17 protein-coding genes are annotated in these 21184 nt (G+C 72.9%); 7 read left to right on the top strand and 10 right to left on the bottom strand.

The genetic code is table 11. From position 1 onward, the window contains the following. The first annotated feature begins 118 nt into the window (after positions 1-118). From RBJ77_RS44250 to RBJ77_RS44270, 5 genes are read left to right on the top strand one after another with little or no spacing between them, the layout of a single operon-like run. A complete protein-coding gene (locus RBJ77_RS44250; protein WP_372350164.1) occupies positions 119-2944 on the top strand; it encodes a nitrate- and nitrite sensing domain-containing protein in 2826 nt (941 codons plus the stop codon). Then, positions 2941-3435 (top strand): roadblock/LC7 domain-containing protein, encoded by a 495-nt coding sequence (locus RBJ77_RS44255; protein WP_255971782.1) that lies wholly within the window; start codon positions 2941-2943, stop codon positions 3433-3435. Before RBJ77_RS44250 ends, RBJ77_RS44255 begins: the two co-directional genes overlap by 4 nt. Continuing rightward, entirely contained in the window at positions 3432-3827 is a 396-nt protein-coding gene (locus tag RBJ77_RS44260; protein WP_255971784.1) for a DUF742 domain-containing protein, read from the top strand. The genes RBJ77_RS44255 and RBJ77_RS44260 overlap by 4 nt, the downstream gene beginning before the upstream one ends. Further along, positions 3808-4425, top strand: a complete 618-nt coding sequence (locus tag RBJ77_RS44265) for an ATP/GTP-binding protein (RefSeq protein WP_255971786.1) — start codon at positions 3808-3810, stop codon at positions 4423-4425. The genes RBJ77_RS44260 and RBJ77_RS44265 overlap by 20 nt, the downstream gene beginning before the upstream one ends. Before the next feature lie 57 nt (positions 4426-4482). Then, positions 4483-5739, top strand: coding sequence for a styrene monooxygenase/indole monooxygenase family protein (locus RBJ77_RS44270; RefSeq protein WP_372350165.1), 1257 nt, complete (start codon positions 4483-4485; stop codon positions 5737-5739). A gap of 163 nt (positions 5740-5902) precedes the next feature. Here RBJ77_RS44270 and RBJ77_RS44275 read toward each other — a convergent pair whose 3' ends face one another. The 7 genes from RBJ77_RS44275 to RBJ77_RS44305 form a co-directional block, all read right to left on the bottom strand. Further along, positions 5903-7042 (bottom strand): NlpC/P60 family protein, encoded by a 1140-nt coding sequence (locus RBJ77_RS44275; protein WP_372350166.1) that lies wholly within the window; start codon positions 7040-7042, stop codon positions 5903-5905. Between the two features lie 136 nt (positions 7043-7178). Beyond that, entirely contained in the window at positions 7179-7448 is a 270-nt protein-coding gene (locus RBJ77_RS44280; protein ID WP_372350167.1) for a hypothetical protein, read from the bottom strand. Positions 7449-7458: 10 nt separating this feature from the next. After that, positions 7459-9678, bottom strand: coding sequence for a PQQ-binding-like beta-propeller repeat protein (locus RBJ77_RS44285; protein ID WP_372350168.1), 2220 nt, complete (start codon positions 9676-9678; stop codon positions 7459-7461). Next, a complete protein-coding gene (locus RBJ77_RS44290; protein ID WP_372350169.1) occupies positions 9675-11837 on the bottom strand; it encodes a PQQ-binding-like beta-propeller repeat protein in 2163 nt (720 codons plus the stop codon). The genes RBJ77_RS44285 and RBJ77_RS44290 overlap by 4 nt, the downstream gene beginning before the upstream one ends. Before the next feature lie 148 nt (positions 11838-11985). Beyond that, positions 11986-13989, bottom strand: a complete 2004-nt coding sequence (locus RBJ77_RS44295) for a protein kinase (RefSeq protein ID WP_372350170.1) — start codon at positions 13987-13989, stop codon at positions 11986-11988. Then, complete coding sequence (locus tag RBJ77_RS44300; RefSeq protein ID WP_372350171.1) at positions 13986-14738, bottom strand: TetR/AcrR family transcriptional regulator; 753 nt, start codon at positions 14736-14738, stop codon at positions 13986-13988. The genes RBJ77_RS44295 and RBJ77_RS44300 overlap by 4 nt, the downstream gene beginning before the upstream one ends. A 34-nt stretch (positions 14739-14772) precedes the next feature. After that, entirely contained in the window at positions 14773-15711 is a 939-nt protein-coding gene (locus tag RBJ77_RS44305) for a diiron oxygenase (protein ID WP_372350172.1), read from the bottom strand. A gap of 125 nt (positions 15712-15836) precedes the next feature. On the opposite strand from RBJ77_RS44305, the gene RBJ77_RS44310 reads away from it, so the two are divergent. Both RBJ77_RS44310 and RBJ77_RS44315 read left to right on the top strand, forming a co-directional pair. Continuing rightward, positions 15837-16946: a ferritin-like domain-containing protein gene (locus RBJ77_RS44310; RefSeq protein ID WP_255971805.1), complete on the top strand. Its 1110-nt coding sequence runs from the start codon at positions 15837-15839 to the stop codon at positions 16944-16946. A 10-nt stretch (positions 16947-16956) separates the two neighbouring features. Next, a complete protein-coding gene (locus tag RBJ77_RS44315) occupies positions 16957-17802 on the top strand; it encodes a hypothetical protein (RefSeq protein WP_372350173.1) in 846 nt (281 codons plus the stop codon). Here RBJ77_RS44315 and RBJ77_RS44320 read toward each other — a convergent pair. The 3 genes from RBJ77_RS44320 to RBJ77_RS44330 all read right to left on the bottom strand — a co-directional run bounded on the left by RBJ77_RS44320 (position 17783) and on the right by RBJ77_RS44330 (position 21148). Further along, positions 17783-18235, bottom strand: coding sequence for a DUF3291 domain-containing protein (locus RBJ77_RS44320; RefSeq protein ID WP_372350174.1), 453 nt, complete (start codon positions 18233-18235; stop codon positions 17783-17785). The two genes, RBJ77_RS44315 and RBJ77_RS44320, sit on opposite strands and share 20 nt — an antisense overlap. Positions 18236-18302: 67 nt before the next feature. Then, a complete protein-coding gene (locus RBJ77_RS44325; protein WP_372350175.1) occupies positions 18303-19775 on the bottom strand; it encodes a penicillin-binding transpeptidase domain-containing protein in 1473 nt (490 codons plus the stop codon). Then, positions 19772-21148: an FtsW/RodA/SpoVE family cell cycle protein gene (locus tag RBJ77_RS44330; protein WP_372350176.1), complete on the bottom strand. Its 1377-nt coding sequence runs from the start codon at positions 21146-21148 to the stop codon at positions 19772-19774. The genes RBJ77_RS44325 and RBJ77_RS44330 overlap by 4 nt, the downstream gene beginning before the upstream one ends. Between the last annotated feature and the right edge of the window lie 36 nt (positions 21149-21184).

Raw genomic sequence — 21184 nt, forward strand, 5'->3', positions numbered from 1 at the left:
GTCGTCCGGGGGTGGCCTGAACGGCACCTCGTCCGGGGTGGCTGAGGAGGTCCCGGCCGCTGATCCTTCGTCCCGGCCGAGCGCGCCCCTGGCCGGTTCACCCGTCGCCACGCCTCCCGTGGGCAAGGGCAGGCGGACCAAGGTGCGCAAGCGGCTGATCGTGGCCGTCGCCGTGGTGGCCGCCGCCGTCGCCGGGGCCGGCGCACCCGTCGTCATCGCCGCTTCGGGGCGGGCCGCGGACTCGCAGGTGCTGGTCGACGACGCCGCACGGACCCAGCGGGCGCTCGCCCTGTCGCACTCCCTGGCCGACGAGCGCGACGAGGTCACCGCCTACATCGCCGCCGGACGGCCCAAGGGGCAGGGGCTCAGCGAGGACCGCAGCGCCCGCGTCGACCGGCAGGTCGAGGAGCTGCGCGTCGACGCCACGGGATCGCTGCGCCGCACCATCGGCGAGGTCGCCGCCGTCCGCCGCTCCGCCCTCACCGGCAAGGGCTCCGCCCTGGCCGCGCACCGGGCGTACTCCAAGGCCATCACCGAACTGCACCGCCTCGCCGAGGAACTGGCCGACCGCATCCCGGTCAGGGCCGGGGCGGGCGCCCACGCGCTGGCCGACCTGGACCGGGCCGTCGACCAGGCGTCCGCCGCGCGCGGCCTGCTGCTGGCCACGTACTCCGTGCCGCGCTCCACCGCCACCACGACCACCATCGACCCGATCACCGGGCTGCCCAAGACCGTCGTGAGCGAGTCGTCGGCCGACCGCGAGCAGCGGGACGCGCTCAGCGCCGCCGCCCAGCAGGCCCACGTGCGCGCGCAGGCCGCGCTCGACGACTTCCGCGAGTCCGCGCCGACCGGTTCCGTCGCCTCGTACGACTCCACGGTCAGCGGGCCCGACGTCGCCAAGGCCGAGAAGTACCTGGCCAGGCTCGCGGACGCGCCGACGCTCTCCGACGACGAGCTCGGCTACAGCAAGAAGAGCGTCGACGCCGCGCTGACCGCCCGCGTCGACCAGATGCGGGGCGCCGAGGCGGCCCTGGGCAGCGAGCGCCTTGAGCGGCTGGAGAAGCTGCGCGACGACGACGTCACCGCGCTGGAGATCCGGACCGCCCTCGTCGGCATCTGTCTGCTCGCCGCCGTCGGCGTGGCGATGGGCACCGCCCGTTCGCTGACCCGGCCGCTCGCCGCGCTGCGGATCGGCGCCGCCCGCGTCGCCGGTGACCCGCCGGCCGAGGAAGCGGTCAAGTTCACCGGGCGCAACGACGAGTTCGCCGAGGTCGTCCGCTCCGTCAACGCCCTGCACGCGCACGCCGCCGCCCTCCACGAGCGGCTCGGCACCCTGGAGTCCGACCGCAGGCACCTGATCGGCGAGCGGCAGCGCATGGCCGACGACCGGGACGCGCTGCGGGCCGAACTGAGCGCGGCGAGCGCCCAGTTGGAGAAGGTCAAGCACTCCATCCACGGCACCTTCGTGAACCTCGCGCTGCGCACGCTCGGCCTCGTCGAGCGGCAGCTCGGCGTCATCGAGGGCCTGGAGGAGCGGGAGCAGGACCCCGAGCGCCTCGCCACCCTCTTCAAGCTCGACCACTTCGCCACCGTCATGCGCCGGCACAGCGAGAACCTGCTGGTCCTGGCCGGTGCCGAGCACGGCCAGCAGCACGCGGGCTCCGTGCCGCTCGTCGACGTGCTGCGCGCGGCCGTCTCCGAGATCGAGCGCTACGAGCGGGTCCGGATCGCCGCGCTGCCGCCGCACGCGCACATCGCCGGGTTCGCGGCCGACGACCTCAGCCACCTCGTCGCCGAACTCCTGGAGAACGCCACGTCGTTCTCGCCGCCCGACGCCTCCGTCGAGGTCTCCGGCTGGCTCCTGGAGAACGGCGAGGTGATGCTCTCCGTGCAGGACGAGGGCATAGGGATGGCCGAGGACCGGATGCGCGAGCTGAACGCGCGGCTCGCGTCCTTCAGCGTCGAGCAGGCGCACGACCCCGAGGACACGGACGGGCTCGGCCTGGGGCTCTACGTCGTCGCTCGCCTCGCGGCGCGGCACGGGGTCCGGGTCCGGCTGCGGGAGCAGAAGCAGGGCGGCATCGCGGCCGTCGTCGTGCTGCCCACCGCGCTGCTCGCCGCCGTGCCCGCCGCGGCGGTGCCGCCGGCCGTGCCGGTGCCGGGCGGGGCGCCCGCCGTCCATCTGCCGGGGTCCGAGGCCGAGGCCAACTCCAATGTGCTGGACGGCCGTTCCGGGCCCCCTGCGGGCGATCCGCTGATCGAGGCCGCCGAGCACGCCGTACGGGAAGCGGAAGCGGAAGCGGAGGCCGAGGGGGAGGCAGGGGCGGCGCCGGCCGAGGAGCCGGCGCCCGCCACCACCGCTGAGCCGGTCTCCGAGCCGACCGCCGCTCAGCCGGTCGCCGCCGAGCCGACCGCCGCCGAGCCCGAGGCCGTCGTGCCCGACACCTCCGAGGCCGAGACCACCATGGAGCTGGTCGCGCCCGTACCGCCGCCCCTGCCGGTGCGCACGGACCCGGCCCCGGAGCCCGACACCCACGAGCGGACCCCCGACGAGAGCCCGGTCGAAAGCCCGGTCCAGAGCCTGGTCGAGAGCTCCGCGCCGAAGACGACGAGCCCCGTGGAGAGCCCTGCCGAGAGCCCCGCGCAGCCCACCCCCGCGGAGCCCACCCCCGAGGTGCCCGCGCAGCGCACCCCGCCGCTGGAGCAGCGCGAGCGCGTGACCGACAAGGGGCTGCCCAAGCGCACCCCGAAGGTGGCGGCCCCGGCCCCCGCTCCGAAGCCGCGCACCGGCTCCGTCGACGCGGACGCGCTGCGGCGCAGGCTCGGCGGATTCCACCGCGGTGCCCAGGAGGGCCGCCGCGACGTCGCCGTGGAGCTCGACGGCGAGCACGCAGAACGTAGTGGAGAAGCCAAGGGGGACACAGCCGAGGAGGCAAGCAGTTGACTGCGCCCACCCCTGCACCCGGAGCCATCGGCGCCCTCAGCACCGAAGCACGCAACCTGCACTGGCTGCTGACCAATCTGGTCGAGGAGGTGCCAGGTCTGCTCTCCGTCGCGGTCGTCTCGTCCGACGGACTGCTCCTGCTCTCCTCCGACCCGGGAAGGAACAACGAGGCCCCCGTCGACCACAGCGGTGGACCCAAGGGATCCAGCGCCGACCTGGCCACGATCGTGTCCGGCGTAGGCTCGCTCACCATCGGCGCCGCCAAACTGATGGACGGCGGATCCGTCAAGCAGACCATGGTCGCGATGGAGGAGGGCAGCGTCTTCATCATGTCCATCAGCGACGGCTCCCTGCTCGGCGTGCACGCCACCCCGGACTGCGACATGAGCGTCGTCGCGTACCACATGGCGCTCTTCGTCGGCCGTGCCGGGCACGTCCTGACACCCGAACTCCGCAGCGAACTGCGCCAGTCGATGGAGATCACCAGGTGACCAGTCCGAAACTTCCGGTACGCGGCGGCGATCGCAAGGCCGCCCGCGTACGCCCCTACTCCCTGACCGGCGGCCGCACCCGCTTCGGGCACGTGCTGCTCGTCGAGACGTTCGTCGCCGCCATCGAGGCGCCCGACGAGCGCCTCGAACTGGGGAAGGGCACCCTCTCCGGGATCATGCCGGAGATGCGGGCCATCGTGGAACTGTGCCGCCGCATGCGGACGGTCGCCGAGATCGCCGCGCTCCTCAAGATGCCCCTCGGTGTGGTCCGCGTGCTCCTGAGCGACCTCGCCGACCAGGGAAAGATCCGTGTGTACGGAACCGGTCACGGCCCGGGACAGCCGGACCGGGCGCTGCTCGAAAGGGTGCTGAGTGGACTCCGCCGTCTCTGAACTCCTCGACGACGAGGAGCAGTTGCAGTCCTGGCAGACGGACAGGACCAGGGCACCGATCGCCACGAAGATCGTCGTGGCGGGTGGGTTCGGTGTCGGCAAGACGACTCTGGTGACCGCCGTCTCGGAGATCCAGCCCCTCCAGACGGAGGCGCTGATGACCCAGGCGAGCGAGGACACCGACGACCTCACCGCGACGCCGGACAAGCTCACGACGACCGTCGCGATGGACTTCGGCCGCATCACGCTCGACGACGACCTGGTGCTGTACCTCTTCGGCACGCCGGGGCAGCAGCGGTTCTGGTTCATGTGGGACGACCTGGTGCGCGGCGCGATCGGCGCCGTCGTGCTCGCCGACACCCGCCGGCTCTCGGACTGCTTCCCGGCCCTCGACTACTTCGAGAGCTGCGGACTGCCGTACGTCGTGGCCGTCAACCACTTCGACGGGAGCGAGGAGTTCGACGCCGCCGACGTGCGCGAGGCGCTCACCGTGCCGCCGCACGTACCCGTGCTGATCATGGACGCGCGGGGCCGGATATCGGTGATCGAGACGCTGCTCGCGCTGGTCGGCCACGCACTGGACGCCACACCCGAGTAACTTCCCCGTACATTTACGCCAGTTATCAGCCATCAGTGATCAGTTAGAGGCAGCCGTATGTCGCGGAAGATACTCGTCGTGGGAGCCGGCCAGTCCGGTCTCCAGCTCGCCCTGGGCCTGCAGTCCCACGGCTACGAGGTCACCCTGATGTCCAACCGCACCGCCGACGAGATCCGCTCCGGCCGGGTCATGTCGACGCAGTGCATGTTCCACACCGCCCTGCAGCACGAGCGCGACCTCCAGCTCAACTTCTGGGAGTCGCAGGCCCCGAAGATCGAGGGCCTCGGCGTCTCCGTCGCCGCCCCCGGCTCCTTCGACCCGGGCCCCTCCCAGCGCGCCATCGACTGGGTCGGCAAGCTCGACGGCTACGCGCAGTCCGTCGACCAGCGCGTGAAGATGGCCGGCTGGATGGAGACGTTCGCGCAGCGCGGCGGCCAGCTGGTGATCCACGGCGCGGCGGTGTCGGACCTGGACTACTTCTCGCGCACCTACGACCTGGTGCTGGTCTCGGCCGGCAAGGGCGAACTGGTCTCGATGTTCGGCCGTGACGCCGAGAAGTCCATGTACACCGAGCCGCAGCGCGCGCTCGCGGTCGCCTACGTCCACGGCATGGGCGTGCGCCCCGAGCACCCGGACTTCGACGCGGTCCGCTGCAACCTGGTGCCCGGCGTCGGCGAGCTCTTCGTCATGCCGACGCTGACCACCTCCGGCCGCGCCGACATCCTCTTCTGGGAGGGCATCCCCGGCGGCCCGCTCGACGCGTTCAAGGGCGTCAAGGACCCCTCCGAGCACCTGGCGCTGACCCTGGAGCTGATGGAGAAGTTCACGCCCTGGGAGTACGCGCGCGCCACCAAGGTCGAACTGACCGACGCGAACGGCACGCTGGCGGGCCGCTACGCCCCGACGGTCCGCAACCCCATCGGCCGCCTGCCCTCCGGCGGCGCGGTGCTCGGCGTCGCCGACGTCGTCGTCGCCAACGACCCGATCACGGGCCAGGGCTCCAACTCGGCGTCCAAGTGCGCGGCCGCGTACCTCGCCGCGATCGTCGAGCACGGCGACAAGCCGTTCGACGAGGAGTGGATGCAGTCCGCGTTCGACCGGTACTGGGAGACGGCGCAGCACGTCACGAAGTGGACGAACACGATGCTGCAGGCCCCGCCGGAGCACGTGCTCAACCTGATCGGCGCGGCGGGCCAGCTCCAGCCGGCCGCCGACCGCTTCGCGAACGGCTTCAACAACCCGGCCGACTTCGAGAACTTCTTCTACGAGCCGGAGAAGACGAACGCGTACCTGGCGTCGCTGACCGGAGCGTAGCGCTCCGCGGGCGGACCGGAAGGCGTGACGCCGCGCCGGGGCGCCGTATACCCACCCACGGGGTTCGCCCCGCCTTGGGCAGTCTGCCGCCTGGGGCGGCGGGGTGGGCAAGGCGGCGCCCCGGTGCCGCGCAACGGTCGGAGGGGCGCCGACCCCGGCACGGTCAGCGCGCCGCAGGTGCCCCCGCCGTGGCGTACCCGGCGTCGCCGCCCTCCATCGCTCCCGCAGGCAGCTCCGGCGCCCGGTACCCGGACATCGCCCCGGCCCCGGGATCCGGCCGCACGGCCCCCAGCAGCGGGTTCGCGGCGATGGGCGACACCTTCACCCGGGCCCCGGGCCGCGGTGCCTGCACCACCATCCCGTCGCCGAGGTAGATCGCCACGTGCGTCGCCTTGGGGAAGTAGACGACCAGGTCACCGGGCCGCAGCTCGCCCAGCGGCACCCGCGGCAGCGTCGCCCACTGCTCCTGCGACGTCCGCGGAATCACCTGCCCGGCGTGCGCCCACGCCTGCGAGGTGAGCCCGGAGCAGTCGAACGACTCCGGCCCCTCCGCGCCCCACACGTACGGCTTCCCGATCTGCCGCACGGCGTAGGCCAGCGCCGCGTCGCCCGCCTTCGACGGCGCCCGGCCCACCGAGCTCAGCGCCCCCGACGCCATGAACTGCCGCTGCGCGTCCGCCATTCCGGCCTGCTCGGCCCGCGCCAGCTCGGCCAGCTGGTCGGTGGTGAGCGAGGCGAGGAGCTCCTCGACCTCCTTCAGCCGGGCCTGCACCGCGTTGCGCTCCTTCTTCCGGGCCGCCGCGAGCTCCAGTTGCTGATCGAGGGCGGCCCGCGCCTTCGTCGCCAGGTCGTCGGCCTTCTTCTCGCTGCCGATCAGCCGGTCGACGGTGGCCTCCTGCTCGCGCGCCGCCCGCCGCAGCACGTGCCCCTGGTCGAGCGCGTGCTGCGGATCCCGTGCAAGCAGCAGCCGCACGTACGGGGAGATCTCGCTGCGCCCCTGGTACTGCTCCCGGGCCAGCCGGCCCGCGTCGAGCCGGCTGGAGTGCAGCGCGCCACGCGCCTTCGCCAGCTTCCCGGCCAGCGACTCGGCCTCCGTACGGCGCTCCTTGAGCTGCTCCTCGGTCGCGTTGTACGTCTCGGTGGCCTCCTCGGCCTCCTGGTACAGCGTCTGAAGATCCGTCAGCAGATCGGCGACGGACTGCCCGCCACCACCGGGACCCGGTGCCGCACCCGCCGGGCCGGGCGCCAGCAGCGCCCCCGCGACGGCCGCCGTGCACACCCACCGCACAAGGCTGACGGACACCTCATCACCTCCGGTGCGGGACAACCCCTGTGCCCCGCACCGTGAACATCAACAGACAGCCACCTGGTGCGCTCGGACGGCTGCGCGGTTCGGCCCAACTCCACCACCCCTCCAGGGGGCGTGCGGCGTGCCGTCTTTACGCCGGGTCCTTCTTCGACCACGGCCACTTCACGGACCGCCCCGCCCTGCCGTCGGGCCGGTAGGCGTACTGCCACCGCACGAGCCGGACGGCCTTGCCGCCGGGCACTGGCTCACGGACGTACACCAGGACGCTGTCGGGACCGTCGGCCGGATCGGGCACCGGCACCTTGTAGACCTTGGGCGGGTTGCCGGTGGCGGTCACCAGGACGGGCAGCACGCGACCGTCGAGCGGGCCGCCGACGAACGGGATGTCTTCACTCTTCACGTCACCAGTGTCAGCCGTCGGCGGGCAGCGTGACGACCGAGGTGCCGCAGGTCAGGTGAAGACGGCCGGCCGCGAGGACGAGTGAGGTGCGGCCGTCGAGCGGGCTCAGCGCCGCGTGGCCGTCGTCGGGGATGCCGCTGCGGTACGTCCACGGCGGCCGGTGCTTCTTCAGGTCGACGGCGAGCAGGGGCTGGGCAACCGCGCCCGTGTCCTGGTAGAGGGTGCCACCCCGGACGAGGGGCGGAGGCCAGTGCTTGGCGTCGGCGCCGATCGGGTACGACCACAGCTCCCGGCCGTCGGAGGCCCGCAGCGCCAGGAGGGTGCGCAGGGCTGTCTGGCCGCGCGCGCGAGGGGCGAGCCCGTTCACGTGGACCACGCCTTCGTGCACGGCGGGGGCGCCGTAGGAGGTGAAGCCGTACCTCTTCTTCCGTTCCTCCCCGAGGCGCCACAGCGTCTTCCCGGTGGTGGTGTCCAGGGCCAGCACGTCGCCGCCGCCCAGGAACAGGCGGCCCTCGGCCAGTGACCGGGGATGCATCTTGTCGAGCGCCGGCGACGTCTCGTCGAACCGTGTGCGCCAGCGCTGCTTGCCGTCCTTCCGGCCGAGCGCGACGACCTCCCACGCCGCGTTGTAGATCAGCGTCTCGCCCTCCACGACCGCCGCGTGGGGCTGGTCGTCGGTGTCCTTGTGCCGCACCAGCCACTGCCGCTCGCCCGTCGCCGCCTCGTAGGCGACCAGCGCCCATCCGTCGCCCTGGCTGAAGGAGAGGCTGGTCAGGTACAGGGTGCCGGAGTCCATGGCGAGCAGAGCGCCGTTCGGCAGGCGGCCCAGTTCGTCGCCGTACGCCGTGAGTCCGCCCGTGCGGGCGTCGAGGGCGAGCAGTCGGCTGTCCGCCGCCGGGGCAAGCGTCCCGTGGACGACGGTGCCCCCTCCGGCCGCTTCGAAGGTGACCGGGTTCGGCTGCCGCCACAGCACCTTGCCGGTCCGTGCGTCGAGGCCCACCGAGGAGCGCTGCTCCTCCACGTCGCCGACGATCACGACGACCACCCCGTCCGCGACCCCGGCGAGCGTCGCCTCCTCCTCGGCCCGGTACGTCCACAGGGCCTCGGGTGCGGTCCCGGGCGCCCGCGACGACGCCGCGGCGCGCGGACGCCCCGAGCCGCCGTCGTCGCGCGCCGCCCACACGCCTCCGCCCGTGCCGACAGCGAGCAGGCCCGCGCCGCCCGCCACGAGCAGCCGCCTGCGCGACGGGCCGGTCTCCGTCCGAGGCGGCGGGGGCGGCGGCCCGGGCGTCCGCACCGGGCGCAGCTCCCAGACCCCGGCGGCGCGGCGTCCGATGTCGCCGAGGACGGTACCGGGAAGAGTGGACGCGAAGTCGCCGGAACTGGAGCCGGAGCCGGAGCTGAAGCCGGTGCCGCCCAACTCGGCTGCCAGGTCGGCCGGTTGAGGCCGTCGGCCGGGATCCTTGGCGAGGCAGCGGGTCAGCAGCGGCAGGAGCGACTCCGGTACGCCCGTCAGGTCCGGGTCCCCGTACCTGACCTGGTACAGGACCTCGGCCGCCGGACCGCCGGGGAACGGGCCGTGCCCGCCGGCCGCGAACACCAGCACCCCGGCCAGGGCGAAGACGTCGCCCGGCGGCTCGTGGTCGAGCCCCATGGCCTGCTCGGGCGACATGTACGCGGGGGTGCCGACGGCCTGCCCCGAACGGGTGAGGCGACGGGCGCCGAGGGCGCGGGCGATGCCGAAGTCGATGACGCGCGGCCCGGTCGCGGTGACGAGGACGTTCGAGGGCTTCAGGTCGCGGTGCACGAGGCCAGTGCCGTGGATGTCGGTGAGCGCGCGGGCCAGCCGGGCGCCGAGGGCCCGCACGGCCGTCTCCGGCAGCGGTCCGTGCCGCTCGACGGTCTCGTCGAGGGACGGGCCGAGCACGTACTCGGTGGCCAGCCAGGGCACCGCCGCCTGGGTGTCGGCGTCCACCACGGCCGTGCCGTGCAGGGCGCCGATGGTCCGCGCGGCCTCGGCCTCCAGCCGGAACCGCATCCTGAACTCGGCCTCGCGCGCCAGGTGTTCGTGCACCGTCTTCAGGGCGACGACCCGGCCGCCGGGGGAGCGGGCGAGGTAGACGGTGCCCATGCCGCCACCGCCGAGCCGCCCGAGCAGGGTGAACGGGCCGACGCGCGCGGGGTCGGCGGGCAGCAGCGGCTCGACCGGCGATCCGGGCACGGCGGTCATCCGATCGGGAGGGCGAAGTAGTGCTGGGCGAACTCGCGGGAGAACACGGCCGCCTTCGTGCCCCGGGCCATCCGCCAGATCCCGGCGCTCTCCGCCGGGTACGGGTCGCCGACGCCCTCGAAGACCCACTGGGCGGTGCCGTCCTTCGGGTCGTACGCCGTCACGTTCAGGGTGTCGAGGCGCAGCACGGAGCGGTTGCCGGGGCCGACGGCCATGGACACCTTCACCTCGTCGTTGGAGAGGATCTGCTGGTCCGCGGCGTCGGCGTCCCAACGGGTCGTCCCGTCACGGGAGTCGAAGCGGTACGTCCCCCGGGTGATGTCGGCGGCGTACAGCGCGTCGCCCGGCCCCCGCACGAGCGCACGCGGCGGCGGCAGCGTGCGCCACAGCCGCTCGCCGCTGTCCAGGTCGTACGCCGAGAACCAGTCGTCGACGGTGTACAGCACGCCCTGCGGGGTCAGCAGCGACAGGCGCTTGCCCTTCAGACCGCCGTACGACCTGCTCGGGCGCCGCTTTCCGGTGGCCCGGTCGAAGGAGAGGAAGACGGCCTCGTCCTTGTCCTTGATGAGCTCCCACTCCCCGTCCGGTGCGAGGCGCACGTGGACGGCGTCGCCGGTGGCGGTCAGGTCGGTCGGGGCGAGCCCCTTCGGCAGGGCGGTGCGCCACACCTCGTCGCTCTTGGCGAGGTCGTAGCGGACGAGCTGGTAGTTCCCGCCCTTGGAGATGCTGAACCACACCTGATGGCCGTCCCGGCCGTGGAAGCGGCTGGTGAGATGGTCGTCGTAGCGGGGATCGGTGCCGCGCCGGGTGCCGGTCCGCGCGGAGAACGTGGTGAGCGTCCTGTCGACGAAGGCGGCGAGGGTGTCGCCCCGGACCGGGACCGGGGTGGACGCGCAGCCGAACGGCTTGCTCCAGCGCTCCTTCCCGGTGCGCAGGTCCAGGCCGACGGTGTGGCTGCCCATGGGGATCACGACGATCTCGTCGTGCCAGACGAGCGCGGGCTCCGCCGAGTCCTGCGCCTTGTAGTGCCACAGCGCGGCGGGTGGCGTCCGGTCCACGGCGCGCGGGGCGGCGTCCGAAGTCGGTGCGGTGCTCCCGCGTGACGGTCCCCAGGCGCGTGCGGCGCCCCAGCCGCCCGCCGCACCCAGCGCGAGCCCGGCCCCGCCGATGAGCAGGGCGCGGCGTCCCGGCCCGCGCGGGGACGGCGCCGCGTCGTCCGGCACGGTCCGCGTCGCGACGACGGTGGGCGTACGCCCCGTCTCCGCCTCGTCCGGCGCCTCCAACCCCATGACGTACGCGGCCTGTTCGGACAGTTCCGCCATCACCGGGCCCGGCAGCCAGCCCGCCGCGAGCAGCGCGGGGACACCGTCGGGCGCGAGCTCGGCCGCGATCTGCGCGGGCGTCGGGCGGTCCGCCGGATCCTTCGCGAGACACCGGGCGAGCAGCGGACGCAGCCCTTCGGGTACGCCGCCCAACTCGGCGTCCGCCGTGGCCAGTACGTCCGGTGTGGCCGCGGGGAAGGGCCCGCTGCCGGAGGCCGCGTACACCAGGAGCAGGCCGAGGACGAAGACGTCGGACGCGGGCCCCGGGGCGTGCCGGGCGACCTGCTCGGGCGTGAGGTAGCCGAGGGTCAGCCGGGGCTCGCCGCCCGCCGTGCCGACCGAGGTGGCGGCGGCGAGCGGCCCGAACCCGGTCAACTGCGGCCCGTCCGCGGCGAGCCGGACCGTGTGCGGGGCCAGCCCCTGGTGGACCGGGACCAGGGTGTGCAGCCGGGTCAGGGCCTCGGCCAGGGCGGCGCCGAGGATCCGCAGCGCGTGCTCGGGCAGCGGGCCGTGCCGGGTGACGGTGGTGTCGAGGGGCAGGGCCGGACGGTACGGGGTGACCAGACAGTCGGCACCGGCCCGGAGCACGGGCGCGGTCCAGGGCCCGGCCGCCCGCACGGCCAGGTCGGCCTCGGCGCGCAGTCTGCGGCGCAGCGCCCCGGACGCGGTCAGCCGCTCCCGGGGTACGAGGAGGGTGACGGTCGCGCCGTCCGCGGCCCGCGCCACGTACTCCACCGCGGCCGCGCTCTCCCGCATCCGCGCCAGCACGGTGTACCCGGGGACCTGCGGCGGAGCGCCGTCCCGCGCCGGGTCGATCCCGGTGACCGGTGTCGCCACGTGTGCCCAACCCCCGTTTCACGCCTGGCCGTTCGTGCCCCTGGTGCTTGTGGTGCCCGCTGTGGAAGTCGAGCGGGCCGAGGTGATTGGTTCCCCGTCCGGGTGGAGTCGCAACCGTGTGGGACGTCTTCGACGGGACCGGCCCGCTTCAGAACCGTGGCAGGGCGTACAGGTGCCCGCCGTTCTGCATCACCACCACGCCGCCCGCCGTGGCCACGGCCCAGGGTGCGTCGCGGTCGGCCGAGGGAGCGAAGCGGTAGCGCTCGGTGTCGCCGGTGAGGGGGAGGGCGGCGATGCCGTCGGGGCCGGTCGACAGGGGGAGGTAGAGGCCGTGGGCGGCCACGACCGGCGGGGCGCCCTGGGCGTAGTCGCCGCCCGCGCCACTGGCCACGCGCAGGCCGCTGCCGTCCTTGAGCCCCAGGCAGCGGACCTGGTCCCCGTCCGCGACGTACACCTGCCTGTCGTGCACCACCGGCGCCCCGAACCCGCCGGGCACTCCGCTCGGCCGCACCACCCACCGCTGCGTCCCCGATCCCAGCGCGAGTCCGCGCAGCGTCGCCCCGCCGATGACGGCGAGCCCGTCCCCGTGGGCGGCCCGCAGCCCCCGCGCGGAACCCCGCACGTCCCAAGCCTGCTTCCCGGTGGCCGAGTCGAGGGCGACGACCTCACCGTCCCGGGTCGTGACCAGCACCGTCCCGTCCCCCACGGTGGCCACCGCCCCGCCCCGCGCGTCGAGCGCGTCACGGGAGCGCCAGCGCGGGGTGGTGTCACCGGTCCGTACGGCGACGAGACGCCCGGCGGCGTCGGTCGCGTACACGGCCTCCGCGTCGGCGGCGAGGAGCCGCACGAGCCCGCCGGGTCCGCGCCAACTCTCCTTCCCCGTACGGGACTCAAGCCCTCGCACCACCCCGTCCCGCCCGATCAGGACCGGTCCGGGCGCACGCGGCGCCGGGGCTCGCCCGCCCGCGTACGTCCACAGCCGGTCGCCGGTGCGCGGGTCGAGGGCACCGACTCGGCCCGGTCGGGCGACCAGCAGGACATCGCCCGCCACGGCGGGGCCGAACGGCATCGCGGGGTCGAGGTCCGTGGCGCTCCACAGGGGCTCGGGCCGCTCGCCGGCGGCACCGTCCCACAGCGGCACCCCGCCCCGGTCCTCCTCGCGGCCGTATACCCACCAGGCGGCGCCACCGCCCCCGAGGGCGAGCAGGGCACCGGCCGCGCCGAGGACCCGCCGCCGGGGCAGCATCCGCACTCCGGTCAACTCCCGTGCCGCGCGCTCCCGTTCGCGTACGTCGGCGACGGCGTACGCGGGCAGCCAGTCCCCGGCGGATCGGGGCCTGCGTGCGGCGGGGGACCACAGCACGGTGAGTTCGGCCGCCGTGGGGCGCTGCCGCGGGTCCTTGTCCAGGCAGTGGCGCAGCGCGGGCACGAACGGGGCCGGGACCCGGGTCAGGCTCGGCTCCTCATGGGCGATCGCGTAGTCGACGGGGGCGAACCCGGCCGCGTCGAAGGCGTGGTGCCCGGTGCTCGCGTACGTCAGCAGGGCGCCCAGCGTGAACACGTCGCTGGGCGGGCCGAGCTCCTGGCCGAGCACCTGCTCGGGCGACATGTAGCCGGGCGATCCCGGGCGCTGTCCGGTCACGGTGACGGTGGTCGCTGCCGGTATGCGGGCGATGCCGAAGTCGACGAGGCGCGGGCCGTCGGCGGCGAGCAGCACGTTCGACGGCTTGAGGTCGCGGTGCACGACCCCGGCGGAGTGCAGTGCGGCGAGCGCCGAGGCGAGCAGCGCGCCCAGGGCGCGTACGGCGGGCTCCGGCAGCGGTCCGCGGTCCTCGACGCACCGCTCCAGGGTGGGCCCCGCGACGAACTCGGTGGCGAGCCAGGGCCGGGGCCCGTCCAGATCGGCGCCGAGCAGCCGTGCCACGTAGGGGTGGCGGATCGCTTCGACGGCCTGCCACTCGCGCCGGAAACGGTCCAAGTAGTGGTCCTCCGAGAGGAGTTCGGGTCTCAGGGTCTTCACGGCGGCGGTCCGTCGTCCGCTGCGACCGAGATAGACGACGCCCATGCCGCCCTCTCCCAGCACACCGAGGAGCCGCCACGGACCCAGCGTGCCGGGATCCGTCGGGCGCAGCCGCGCCGTCAGTCCGTTCACGGCCGCCGAGGGCCCGTGCCGGGGGACAGCAGGTGCCCGGCGTCGCTCACCACGGGCAGCACCCGGCGGGCGAGTTCCCCGACCGGACCCTCCGGGGTCTCGAGGTCCAGGGCGCGCCGCACGACGTCGGCGGTCTGCGCGTCCCGGGCCGCGGCCGCCACCAGCACCGCCAGGAACTGCTCGACGAGGGCGTCCCGCAGCTCGTCCAGCGGCGGCTCCTTGCCCTCGTCGAGCCAGATCAGGGACGCCGCCTCGACCGCGGTGATCCACATGCGGACCGTCATCCGCAGCCGCGGGGCCGGCTCGGGTACGGCGAGATGGCTGAGGACGTGGTCGGCCGCGGCCCGCCGGACGCCGTCCACGATCGCGGTCGTCCGGGACGTCTCGATCACGCTGCCGCCCTGGAGCAGCGCCGCGAAGCCCATGTCGTGCTGGTCCACGAAGGCCAGGTAGCGGTCGAGGGCGCGGGTGAGGCGGGAGGTGAGGGGGCCCTCGGCGGGCTCGGCGAAGCACTGCTCGAGCTCGTCGGCGGCGGAGCGCAGCGCGGCCTCGTACAACTGCTGCTTGCCGCCCGGGAAGTAGCGGTAGACCAGCGGCCGGGAGACCCCGGCGGCCTCGGCCACGTCGTCGAGGGAGACCTCCTCCGGCGCCCGGTGCGCGAACAGCGACAGCGCCGCCTCCAGCAGCTGGGCGCGCCGCTCCTCGACGCTGAGCCGTCTGTACGCGGGCGAGCCGGTGGCCGAGGTCATGCCCGGCAGCGTATCCGGCGGTCCGCCGACGGCGTCAGGCCAGCAGTCCCGACGACCGCCACATCCGGCGGCCCACGCCGCGCAGGACGCCGATGTCGTCCAGGAAGTCCGTGAGCCGCTTCGCGCCGGTCTGCATGATCTCCGTGCGGTGGGCGCTCGCCTTGACCTGGGCCACGGCCGTCCGCCGGTCGAGGCCGACGTTCGTGTAGACCTCGGGGTTGATGAAGGCCACCGAGAACACGCGGGCGAACTCGCCGGAGGTGAGCCGGGTGAACTCCTGCGACCAGCGCGGCGCCGTCACCATCTGGCGGCGCAACTCCTCCCGGGCGTACCGGACGTGCCGCGCCTCCTCGACGACGTGGATGCGGGTGACGCCCCTGACCAGGGGCTGGACCCGCTCGTCCGGGAAGGTCAGCCGCTGCATCCAGTCGAGGATCTCCTCGCCGAGCAGCGTCGCCGTGAACGAACCCGGCGTCGTGGAGATCGTCTTGAAGAGCCGGCCGAGGTTGTGGTGGACGCGCGCCACCGGGTAGTGCGGGGTCTCGCCGCGCGTGATGAGCCGCGCGAACATCTTCGAGTGCCGGCACTCGTCCTCGATCTCCGTGAGGGCGTACCGCACGTGCGCGCTCGTCGCCGCCTTGTCGTAGACGTGCCGGACGAGCAGCTGCATCAGGATCAGCTCGAACCAGATGCCGAGCGAGGCGAGCGCGGCCGCCTCGTGCCGGGACAGGTCGATCCGCTGCTCCTCGCTCATCCGCTGCCACAGCGGAGTGCCGTACAGCGACACCAGCTCCGGCGGCCAGAACCACTTGCCGTCCTCGAACGGAGCCGCCCAGTCCAGCTCCTTGTCCGGGTCGAAGGAGTGCTTGGCGGAGGAGTCGAGCAGCCGCTCGGCCACCTGCTCCCGGTCCTTGAGGAGACCGAGCGCGTCCCGCAGCCCTTCGACCGCGTCGGCTTCCGTCATGGTCGTCATGGCACGTCCCGCTTCCGTGAGGGTTACCGGCGGTCACTTCTTATGAGACTGCGCGTCAGCAAGGCCGTCAATCCCTTGTGCGCCACTTGTTGACCCCGCGTCTACCGCCGTGTGAGCCTGCCCTCATGTCGACGCACGAGCTGTACACCAGCCCCGCGGACGGACTCAACTGGCAGGTACCGTCGGCCAGTTCGGCCCGCCTTAGCTGGGAATACGACGACGGACGCGACCGCCTGCTCGCCCTCTACCAGAAGGGCAAGGACAAGCAGTGGGACGGCGCAAAGCGCATCGACTGGGACCTGGAAGTCGATCCGTACGACCCCCTCGGCACCCCTGACGAATCGATGTCCCTGTACGGCACGCCCCACTGGGCGAAGATGACCGACAAGGACAAGGGCGAGCTGCGCAAGCACTACGCCTCCTGGCAGTTCAGCCAGTTCCTGCACGGCGAGCAGGGCGCGATGGTGTGCGCGGCCCGCATCGTCGAGTCCGTGCCCGACCTCGACGCCAAGTTCTACTCGGCCACCCAGACCATGGACGAGGCGCGGCACGCGGAGATCTACGGCCGCTTCCTCCACGAGAAGATCGGGATGCTCTACCCGATCAACGACAACCTCCAGTCGCTGCTCGGCGACACCCTGCGCGACTCCCGCTGGGACATGCCCTACCTGGGCATGCAGGTCCTCATCGAGGGACTGGCGCTGGCGGCCTTCGGCATGATCCGCGACACCACCGACAAGCCGCTGCCCAAGCAGATCCTCGCCTACGTGATGCAGGACGAGGCCCGCCACGTCGCCTTCGGGCGGATGGCGCTGCGCGACTACTACAAGCAGCTCACCGACGCCGAACTGCGCGAGCGCGAGGAGTTCGTCATCGAGGGCTGTTACCTGATGCGCGACCGGCTGCGCGGCGTCGAGGTCCTGGAGAACTTCGGCATCCCCAAGGCGCAGGCCGAGGAGTACAGCGAGCAGTCCGAGTTCCTCGCCCTGTTCCGGCAGTTGCTGTTCTCCCGGATCGTGCCCTGCGTCAAGGACATCGGCCTGTGGGGCAAGCGCCTGCAGCAGGCGTACGTCGACATGGGCGTCTTCGAGATGGGCGATTCGAACCTCGACCTGCTGATGGCCCAGGACGAGGAGATCGCCGAGAAGCTGGACGCCGAGCGGTTCGCGGCGGAGGAGCAGGAACGGGTCGCGGAGGTGGACGCGGCGATCCGGTCGGGCGGCGCCATGCAGTAGCGTTCCGGGCGTGTCCACGCCACCGCCGCCCCAGCCCCAGCAGCCGAACCCGTACGGCCAGCAGCCGCCGCAGCCGTACGGGCAGCAGCCGAGCCCCTACGGCCAGCAGCCCTACGGGCAGCAGCCGTACGGCCAGCAGCCGCCGGCCGCCTACCCGGGTTTCCCGCAGCAGCCGGGCGGCCAGTACCCCGCGCCCTGGGGCGCCCCGCCGCCGCCCAAGAAGAAGACCGGGCTGATCATCGGGATCGTCGCCGGGGTCGTGGGCGTGGTCGTCGTCGGGCTCGGCGCCCTCGCGTTCATCGGGTTCCAGGCCGAGGGCGGCTTCCCCGACGCCGAGTACAAGCTGACGCTGCCGAAGACGGTGTCCGACGGCGAGTACGAGCTGGCCGCGGACCTGTCCGACGAGAAGGGGCGGGAGCTGGAGGAGGAGGCCGACGGCTCCTGGGACGCCAAGGACACCACCGCGGTCATCGGGCAGTACGCGCAGGGCGGCGACCAGAACAAGGGCGTGCTCGTCGTCTCCGGGATGTACGGCCGCTTCAAGAACACCGACGAGGCGCGCGACAACATGATGGACGGCGCGGGCAAGGCGGACAACGCCCAGGTCGCCGTCGAGCCCAAGGACTTCCACCCCTCGGGCACCGACGCCACCATCACCTGCGAGGTCGTCACGCAGACCACCGCGGGCACGAAGATGACCATGCCCGTGTGCGCCTGGGTCGACGACAACACCGGCGCCTCCGTCGCCGAGGTCACCCCGGCCATCGCCACCAAGGACCCGCAGGACGTGGACCTGGCGGCCTTCGCCGAGAAGACGGCCGCGGTCCGCGAGGAGATCAGGAAGCCGGTGGGCTGAACGACCTCCCGAGCGTGAAGGCACGCTCGGTCGGACCGTTCTCGCGCAGCAGCGTGAGCCGCTCCTCGGCCTCCTCGATCGTCGGCCGGTGCCCGGCGGGCACCCACCACAGCGCGGTGACCGCCTCGCTGAGCCGCTCGAAGAACTCCCGCCTGCGGGCGAGGAGTTCACGGTGCGTGCCCTGGTACACGAAGGCCGTCAGCGCGTTCGTGTCGCGCCACACCGACATGTTCACCAGCAGCCACTCGTCGCCGTAGATCCGGAAGTCCGTGGCGTCACCGGTGTCGTCCTGCAGCCGCCAGACGAACCCGTCCGCCGCGTCGGCGACCGCGTTCACCGGCTCCAGGTTGTTCGTGAAGTCCTTCATCCCGGGGGCGTCGAGCGGGGCCCTGAGGCGGCCGATGTTCACTTGCGCGAGCTCGTGCGTCGTCATGATCGGGACCGTAGGGTCCCCGGCCGGCCCGGACCAGGGCCATTCCGTTCCCCGGTACGGGGACCACTCAGTGCTCCGCCGAGTTCAGCACGGCCTCCATCACCGCGCGGGCGATCGGCGCCGCGCTGCCGCCGCCGCTGACGTCGGCCCGGTCCGCCGCCGCGTCCTCCACCACCACGGCCACCGCGACCTGCGGCTGGGAGGCGTCGTCGGCCTGGGCGTAGGAGATGAACCAGGCGTACGGGACGCCCTCGTTGTTCACGCCGTTCTGCGCGGTGCCCGTCTTGCCGCCGACGGTCGCGCCGGAGATCCGGGCGTTGGTGCCCGTGCCCTTCTCCACGACGTTCACCATCATCTGCTGCAACTGGGTCGCCGTGTACGGGGACATGGCCTGCTTGTAGGTCTTGCTCCCGGTCGTCGAGACGGTGGTCCCGTCGCTGGTCGTCGTCCTGTCGACCAGGTACGGCGACATCAGCGTCCCGCCGTTGGCGACGGCCGCCGCGACCATCGCCATCTGCAGCGGCGTCGCCGCCGTGTTGAACTGGCCGATGGAGGAGAGCGCCAGCTGCGACTGGTTCATGTCGGTGTCGAAGTTGGAGCGCGCGGCGGTCATCGGGACCCTGACGCCGCTGTCGTTGAAGCCGAAGTTCTCCGACGTCTTCACCATGTCGGCGAGCCCCACCTTCACCCCGAGGTTGGCGAACACCGTGTTGCAGGAGACCTGGAGCGCGTACTCCAGGGTGGCGTCCTCGCAGGCGGCGGACGCGGACTCGTTGCGCAGCACCGTCGTCGTCCCCGGCAGGGTGTAGGGGGACGGGGTGTCCGTCGGCGTGTTGATGCCGTTGACGACGTCGTTCTCCAGCACCGCGGCCGCCGTGACCACCTTGAACGTCGAACCCGGCGGATACGTCTGGCGGATCGCCCGGTTCAGCATCGGCTGGTCCGCGGAGGCGTTGAGGCGGGCCCACGCGTCGGTGGTGGCGCTGCCGGTGCCGGCGATGTCCCCGGGGTCGTACGACGGAGTCGACACCAGCGCGAGGATCTTCCCGGTCGACGGGTCGATCGCCGCGACCGCGCCCTTCTTGCCGCCGAGTCCCGCGTACGCGGCCTGCTGCGCGGCGGCGTCGATCGTCGTCTCGACGTGCCCGCCGGGCTCCTGGGTGCGGGAGATCTCGTTCCAGAAGGGGATCGGGGAGAGCATCGGGTCGGTGCCGGCCAGCACGTCGTCCTCGGCGCTCTCCACGAACGTCGTGCCGTACGTCTGCGAGGCGTACCCGGTGACGGGGGAGTAGAGCGGGCCGTTCTTGTACGTCCGCTCGTAGCGCAGCGCCTGCCCGCTGTCCCGCGAGCCGGTGATCGGCTTGCCCTTGACCAGGATGTTCCCGCGCGGCTGGTCGTAGCGCTGGATCGTGGAGCGGCGGTTGGCCGAGTTGTCGTCGAGCGACCCGGCCTGGAAGACCTGCACACGGGCCGCGTTGACCAGCAGCGCGACCAGCAGGATCAGACAGAACGCCGAGGCGCGGCGGATGTACTTGGTCACGTGACGGCCTCCAGGGCGCCCTCGGGCGGCAGCGAACCGCGGGCCCGGTCACTGACGCGGACGAGGATGGCGACGATGATCCAGTTGGTGACGAGGGACGAGCCGCCCTGCGCGAGGAACGGCATCGCCATGCCGGTCAGCGGGATCAGCCCCATCACACCGCCCGCGATGACGAACACCTGCAGCGCGACGATCGAGGCGAGACCGATGGAGAGCAGCCGCCCGAACGGGTCGCGCAGCGCGAGCCCCGCCCGGTAGCCGCGCTCCACGAGCAGCGCGTACAGCAGGAAGATCGCGGTGAGCCCGACCAGGCCCAGCTCCTCGCCGGCCGTCGCCAGGATGAAGTCGGACTTCGCGGCGAACCCGATGAGGATCGAGTGGCCGAGCCCGAGCCCGGTGCCGAGCATCCCGCCCGCCGCGAACGCGAAGAGGGACTGGGCGAGTTGGCCGGGACCGTCGCCCGCGTCGATGGAGGCGAAGGGGTGCAGCCAGTCCTCGACGCGGCTGTGCACGTGCGGTTCGAAGGAGGCGACGACGAAGGCGCCCGCCGCGGCCAGCACCAGCCCGATCGCGATCCAGCCGCCGCGCCCCGTGGCCACGTACAGCATCACGATGAAGAGCCCGAAGAAGAGCAGCGACGTACCGAGATCGGTCTCCAGGACGAGCACGCCGACGCTGATCAGCCAGATCGCGAGGATCGGCGCGAACACCCGCATCGTGGGCAGCTGGAACTTCCAGAACTTCTTGCCCGTGTACGTGAGGGCGTTGCGGTTCGCCGCGAGGTAGCTGGCGAAGAAGATCGCGAGGAGGATCTTGGCGAACTCGCCGGGCTGGATGGAGAAGTTGCCGATCCGGATCCAGATCCGGGCGCCGTTCACGGCGGGGAAGAAGATCGGCAGGATCATCAGGATCAGCGCCGCGACGACGGAGAGGTACGCGTAGCGCTGCAGCACCCGGTGGTCGCGCAGGAACACCACGAACACGATGAACAGGCCCACGCCCAGCGTCGACCAGATCAGCTGGGTGGGCGCCGCCTCGTCACTGGGGGTCTCCAGGTCGAGGCGGTAGATCAGGACCAGGCCCAGGCCGTTGAGGAGCACGGCGATCGGCAGCAGCAGCGGATCCGCGTACGGGGCGCGGAAGCGGACCGCGAAGTGCGCGAGCAGCGCGAGCACACCGAGCCCGGCGCCGTAACCGGCGGCGCCGGGCGGAACGTTCCCGTTCTTGGCGAGCCCCACGTCGCAGTAGCCGTAGACGCTGAGCAGCACGGCCAGCACGATCAGGGCGAGTTCGGTGCCCCGGCGTCTGGGGACGCGCACGGCGGGCACCGAGGAGCGGGCCGTCGTTCCCGGTGATCCCGTTGATCCGGTCATGCCGGGAACGTAGCAAGTTCGCTGGTGATATCCAGA

It is taken from the genome of Streptomyces sp. KL116D, assembly GCF_030766975.1.
GTDB classification, from domain to species: domain Bacteria; phylum Actinomycetota; class Actinomycetes; order Streptomycetales; family Streptomycetaceae; genus Streptomyces; species Streptomyces longispororuber_A.